The organism is Alteromonas sp. BZK5 (assembly GCF_014349115.1).
Classification (GTDB): domain Bacteria; phylum Pseudomonadota; class Gammaproteobacteria; order Enterobacterales; family Alteromonadaceae; genus Alteromonas; species Alteromonas macleodii.
The window spans coordinates 1-4721 of sequence record NZ_JACSOE010000145.1 but is presented as its reverse complement, the minus strand read 5'-3'; the positions used below and the strand labels follow the sequence as shown (position 1 = coordinate 4721).

The window sequence follows — 4721 nt, the reverse complement described above, 5'->3', positions numbered from 1 at the left end:
AAATCGAACCTAGGTCCAATTATTTAGGTTTTTTAGATACTGGACTGTATTTATCGTTACGGGTTGCTGTTACCTAATACATTGTATACATAGTTAGCTGATACAAAGAGAATAGACTTATGGCAAGAACAGAACCTAACAAATCAACAGGTGTATTTAACGTAAAGTCCTACCCAAAGCAGTTTGTCACTGTTAAACGTGAGTTCTATATCCACCAGCCTGATGTCGAACGTCAATTGAAGCACTGCGTTAGATCTGTAAAAACTATATCTAGCATCCGTCATAGTTTTACTAACAAGAATCAAAATAAATTGGCTTATGAATTTGAAAAGTTTGCGAAAGACCTAGTTGAGTTCCACCACTGGCGTTTAACTCACCATTTAGAACAAGTAAGGAAACAAGTAGCGATACAAGAAGCTAATGGGTATATCTTTAATAACAGTGGAAAAGCAGGTGCTATAGAGGTAACAATAAAGTCTGCTTATTTCGGAAGGCTTATAGATATTTTGTTAGACATGGACGAGTTCATGCAACATTCTGCCAAGTTATCATTAACTGGTAACTATATGGCCAATGATATTTCAGAATTAAATGGAAAAGTAGTCGGCGTTATCCGTGATATTAATTCTACGATGCAAAGCATTAAAGCCACTTTGTCTAGCGAGTTTGGCTTAACGTCAGAGCAGGTTAAAGCCAAGATTAACGATAAAACAATTAATTTTGACGTTGTAAAGGATAGTGTAGAGCGATTCTACAATGCTCAAAGAGCTCTTTTTTCGGAGATTAAAGATAAGACTGCAAAGGGTGATTCGTCCCTTGTCGATAAAAGAAACCTGAGTGTCACTATGGAAACTAAGGAAAATAATTTACCAAAAAATAATAATCACAGGGATGCATTTGATTTGGCATTTGTAGACAAGGAATAGATGCTGAAAAGCCCCGTTGCTATAAACCATCACCATGTTATTTCTACTTAATGTACGAAACTCTACCCAGGCTAGCGTTGCATAGCACAATAAATCGCACACACATCGACTAAATACTGATTTTTAATACAGGAGATTAAGTGTTTGAAGTTGGTTCGGTATTATCGGCAAAAATTTTACCTAATAGGGCTAAAGTTGGCGTTTGCAACAAAGCCAGCCACATTTGCGAGATCTCAAAATAAGCTTCAAATGACAGTTGTTTGTACCCGACAAAAACAACGAAAGGCATAATCAGACAAAAGATATAGAAATACAGGAATGCCTCCGCTAAACCAGCAGACATCGAATTCACATGTTTATTGGTGGTGCCGGTGTGTGAAACCGCCAGCCAGAGACCAATAATAACACCAGTTGATGGCATAATTGATGTTGAATACCACGAGCCCGCTACCTTTGTTAAATCAGGATGATTCAACACTAATGCAATCACAAATATCAACAATATTGCTGCACAGATTAGCCAAGTAATCGTAATGCGCTTTCTAATCTTAAATAATTCTGTCATGCGTACCTACAATTGAATTTCCGTAGAATCGAGATGAGATTTCACCGATAAACCAGAGCTATAGATTTCAGCACCTGTTCCAACACGCTTCCGAACCATTTCGTACACAAGTACAGTAAGATTCAAATCATCCGCGATGTGTATCTGCCTCAATTTGCCAGGTAAATTAATGGCGCCCCCATCTACAAACTTCGTGATTTCCTTTTCTTCACCTAACGGTTCGTCAAAAACAATAACCTGATCTTTTTGCATAAGTACAAACACCAACACCCTGTAATATCCATGCTCAGCACCGACCAACACTCGCAAAAGCTGTGCAAGATCAAAGTTTTCCATGGATGCACCGACATCATTGATATCCCAACGATCTGGCATGGCGAAAGGGGCTCCCATCTCATTAATCCGTTCGAGTTGTGTAACCATAACAATGCCCTTTGGTAGGCTGTAATACTTAAATTCAGAGTAACCCGAATTTCCTAGAACCTCTTCAAGGGAGTCAACCATTTCTCCAATTGATGTTTTTCTTACATGAGACAGTTGATTGTTACGAAGAATAAGGTAACTACTAGGTTTTGGGATGGGCCATGTAAAAGCGGGTAAATCTGAGCTGCATTCTGTTGCCCTAGAAATAGTTAAACAGGGAAGTTGACAGCCACTTGCATCAACTTGAATTCCTAGTGGAGTAGAGGGGCATAGGTCCATATTATCCATTACGCCATCATTATCACTATCGAATAGTGCAATCGGCGCTGGCGCTGGCGATGCCGGTAAAGAACCTTCTTTTGTTGCCATGCATGCAAAGAGTACTGTCATAGCACTAAAGCCAAAACAAAAGATTAAAATAAGGCGGTTCATTGTCTTTCCCTAACGAACAGTAAAATGCTACTTATGCTCACTACTCCATTAGTAACAGAAAGTAATTGTGTTTATTATTTAAACAATAAACCAAAAAGCTTAACTTTATCAATAGTGATACTAATAATTTCGTGAAACTTGAGGTTTTAGTGAACAGACGATTACTTGGTGCTTGTTGAACAACGCTATACCGGCTAAATGCTTCAATAAGTGCTTTTCTTTCTCTTAAATCGTTTTAGGATGCTAAGATCATGCACAGAAGGAATAAATAGGTATAGCCATGGACGACCACAAAATCCTAATTAAAACTCTGACAATATTGTTCTTTGTTATTTTATTTACCTGTTTATTGTCTTTTCTTCTTACCCTAGAGTCATTGTGGAATGGTGCAGGTGGAGAAATTGTTTTAAGTGTTCAGGGGTTGAGTAATCTGTTGTCCCATTTTGAAACCTTCTTTGCCCTGGGAAGCGCCGGCTTAATTTTTTTAACATTGAGAGTAACGCTGTACCGTTCAGAGATGGCCAAGAGGGCTCTTGATCTTAATATCACTCAACACGTTTACCAGAATTATTTTGCGCACCGAGATTTTATCAGGGAGCAAGTAGAAGATTATTTAAAATGTAGACCCAATAGCAGATTAGTTCTAAGGAATTTCGAGCAGCTCTACGTTAACTATTTCCCGAAAAACAGTGCTCTGTCTTTTAGTCATATTGGTTCGGATAAAGATTGGATGACAGATGAGGAATGTAGTCGCTTTGCAACCCTAATAGTGGAGTATGCACAGTCTTATCAATCATTCCGAAACAATAACGCTTCACCAATGGTTGAGGCTCAAAACAATATAGATGCTTTCATCACATTTGACATGCCAAGTCACTTAGGAATGGCTTTTAAGAAATTGAGGTTTACCAATAACCAATATAATTATTTAGTATTATCCCCAAGAGAAAAAGCGTTCTCTTTTTTTCAGCAACTCTCAGAGTTTCATAACTTTATGTGCCACATTGCACATATTGAAAAAAATCCCTTTCAAAACAATGAAAGACAATTTTTAAGAAATTGTTTCGTAAGGCAGGAGTCCGCGCTATCTGAGTTTTTCCATGATGCTTCCCCAGCAAACTCTACCTTAAATTGGTTGCATGATATTAGTGCAGCGTATGGTAGGGATAGCACTGGATTGCTAGACTCATGTAGGGCACTAACTGCTTATAGGGCAGGTTTGGAGAGAATACCAATTAAAGACGCGGCACTGGTGAGAGCATTGCAACGAGGCCAGTTAAGTTGCAATGGTGTAGTGCCTAGTGTGTTTATTTAGAATTTTGTAGTAACAAGATATAACCTTCATTTTCAAGTGTAATTGCATATTTAAACTCTTTCTGACCAACTGAATAAACCAAAGAAAGGTCTTCAATCATTGCAGGAACATACCGAAGTTCACCGAACTTACCAACTGCTTGTTCATTTAAGAAAAATTGAGCAGATTGTTTGCCTGATAAATTAGAAAAACAAAGGGCATAAAAGGTTTTATTTTCATCTAGCAAGTTACAACCGGTATCGGGCTCAAATGGATGGTTTATCCGATTCTTTCCTTTTATCGGAGAAGATGAGTTACTTATATTGATGTACCCTTCTATCAAGGATACTGGGTGGTATGCCGTAAATGTGTAAGTCATATTGGGCTTAAGATTTACGTGTTGACCGTTGATAAATGCTTTTGAGTCAGTAATGACACGGTCTGGCACATTGGTAACCATCTCAATAGTTACTGTCTCGGAGTCATCGTCAATTAGCCTGTTAATTGCTCTGAATCGGAGAAAGGGTTCTGCACTTTTCTGAGACAACATGATTGTGCGAAATCGCTTCTCGCCTTTGTACTCATATTCGACCTGAATCTGTTCTGATAATAAATCAGTTTCTATAATTAAATGCGGCGTCAAACTTATTTGTGTTTCAGAGTGAGGGGATAGGGTTATGCTAGTTGTAGGGCTGGCTATAACAGCATAACCATTCGTCATTAAACGCAAATATGGAGATTTTTCATTCTGGCTATGGGCGGAAAATGAGAAAACTGTGCATAAGAGGAAAAGACTAAAGATGCGCACTGGGATCGCCTATTATTGATAGGGATTTGGATTTGATATGCAGCGTTGGTAATGCTCTTATATTCATCGCCATTGCTGCTTTTGTTGTGAGTGCAGGTGTATCGACATTACAGTTCGTACTGTTCTTTAATGAAGCAAGAGGATTTTCGAGGAGCGTTTCTAGCGCTTCAACTTGATCTTCTGAACAATACACGAAATCCGCGGCTATTTTCGACTGCTCATCGTTTGCGAGAAGCATGATTTCAAAAAAGTATTTATCTCGATATATTGGAC

6 protein-coding genes are annotated in these 4721 nt (G+C 38.4%); 2 read left to right on the top strand and 4 right to left on the bottom strand.

From position 1 onward, the window contains the following. Nucleotides 1–119 precede the first annotated feature (119 nt). The gene (locus tag BIZ39_RS20205) at nt 120–926 is read left to right on the top strand and encodes a hypothetical protein (protein WP_187447883.1); all 807 of its coding nucleotides are present in this window, start codon (nt 120–122) and stop codon (nt 924–926) included. A 136-nt stretch (nt 927–1062) separates the two neighbouring features. Here BIZ39_RS20205 and BIZ39_RS20200 read toward each other — a convergent pair whose 3' ends face one another. Both BIZ39_RS20200 and BIZ39_RS20195 read right to left on the bottom strand, forming a co-directional pair. Beyond that, the gene (locus BIZ39_RS20200; RefSeq protein WP_187447882.1) at nt 1063–1491 is read right to left on the bottom strand and encodes a hypothetical protein; all 429 of its coding nucleotides are present in this window, start codon (nt 1489–1491) and stop codon (nt 1063–1065) included. A gap of 6 nt (nt 1492–1497) precedes the next feature. Continuing rightward, entirely contained in the window at nt 1498–2346 is an 849-nt protein-coding gene (locus BIZ39_RS20195) for a thrombospondin type 3 repeat-containing protein (RefSeq protein ID WP_187447881.1), read from the bottom strand. A gap of 280 nt (nt 2347–2626) precedes the next feature. Here BIZ39_RS20195 and BIZ39_RS20190 point away from each other — a divergent pair, with 280 nt between their 5' ends. Next, nucleotides 2627–3661, top strand: coding sequence for a hypothetical protein (locus BIZ39_RS20190; RefSeq protein ID WP_187447880.1), 1035 nt, complete (start codon nt 2627–2629; stop codon nt 3659–3661). Here the strand turns inward: BIZ39_RS20190 and BIZ39_RS20185 are convergent. Together BIZ39_RS20185 and BIZ39_RS20180 are read right to left on the bottom strand one after the other, a co-directional pair. Then, the gene (locus BIZ39_RS20185; RefSeq protein WP_187447879.1) at nt 3654–4448 is read right to left on the bottom strand and encodes a hypothetical protein; all 795 of its coding nucleotides are present in this window, start codon (nt 4446–4448) and stop codon (nt 3654–3656) included. The genes BIZ39_RS20190 and BIZ39_RS20185 overlap by 8 nt on opposite strands. Then, on the bottom strand, nt 4435–4721 hold a 287-nt coding region (locus BIZ39_RS20180; protein WP_187447878.1), incomplete at its 5' end, for a hypothetical protein. The genes BIZ39_RS20180 and BIZ39_RS20185, both read right to left, overlap by 14 nt.